At 71.8% G+C, this 1,201-nt stretch carries 1 protein-coding gene and 1 pseudogene; both read left to right on the top strand.

What is annotated here, in order from left to right; genetic code table 11:
• Positions 1-398 (top strand): hypothetical protein (locus IE225_RS33665; protein WP_229880216.1); only part of this gene is annotated, 398 nt, incomplete at its 5' end.
• Between the two features lie 608 nt (positions 399-1,006).
• A pseudogene (locus IE225_RS32650) lies at positions 1,007-1,201 on the top strand (adenosylhomocysteinase); the annotation flags it as partial.

A 1,201-nucleotide genomic window follows, 5' to 3' on the forward strand; every position in this document is an offset into this window, starting at 1 on the left:
AGTTAAGCGCTGGCGCCCCGTTTCACCCCCGCCTCGGCGACCTCGCCCTCGACCTCGCCAAGGGCGGAAGGATCGGGGTAGTGGTCGCCCTGCCGAGCGACAGTTCGGCCTCATACCAACTTCGCCCGCCCAGCGGCGGCGAGGACTGGCGCGCAAGCTCCGACGGGACCACGCTGCGCCCCGTACCGGCCCGCCCCACGCACGCCACGCCCATGCAGCGCGATGCGATCTACGACCACCGCGCGCAGCAGGCCGCCCTACCGGTGACCGTCCACTACGAGGACGGCGGCACCTGCGACACCCTGCTCGTCCTCACCCCCGGACAGGTCGAGCTGTACTACGCCCAGCTCGCCAAGGTCATCGAGGCGAGGGAAGCGGCACGGGAGCATGCGCGGTGAGCCGGGCCGTGCCGATGCTCGCGCCGCCGACTTCCGCACGAGTCCTGACCCGGGCCCCCATCGCATACCGCTGCGAGGCGACCGCCCGTGACCTCCGCGGCACCCGCGAGGTTCTACTCGCCACCTACCGTGGCCCCTCCCCTCGGCTCGCCGCCCGATGGCTGCGCGCCGAGGCTCACCGCCTCGCCCGGCTGCTGTCACCTCCCCCCGAGGCCGTATACCTCCGGGATGCCCCGCTGACCACCACGGGCCCCAACACGCCTCGTCCCGACGTCGAGCTGAGTGTCTGGGCCAGCAACGACCAGGCGTACGAGTACGCGCTCCGAACCCTCGCCGCCGGCCGCGCGTTCGGATTCACGGTGACGGACTACGACGCCCGGTACTCCCTCCGGGTGTATCCGTTGCCCACCCGCCGACCAGCACCCCCGCAAGCTCCCTTCCCGGCCGGGTGTCCACCCCGTACCCCGGCCGGGAAGGGCCGTCACCGCAGACCCCGAGGACGCCCCACGGCCCGATGACCCCCGCCCCCGCGTCCCCTGACTCCCCGGCGCGGGGGCGGGTGCACCACCTGTTCGACGCCGCACAGCCCAACCAAGGGAAGTGAGCCAATGGAACAGTTCGAGCGTGCACGTCTTGACTCGTACTTCGCGCGCATCGCGGACACCTTCGCACCGGACGAACGGCCGTCGTCCTTCCTGATCACACACCTTCTGCCCGAGCGTCCCTCGTTCGTACGCGCCGTGGGCACCAGCACGCATCTGCGGGCCGTCCTGCCCAAGCCGAAGTCGATCGACCCTGGCGCC

The organism is Streptomyces echinoruber, assembly GCF_014651135.1.
GTDB classification, from domain to species: Bacteria; Actinomycetota; Actinomycetes; order Streptomycetales; family Streptomycetaceae; genus Streptomyces; species Streptomyces echinoruber.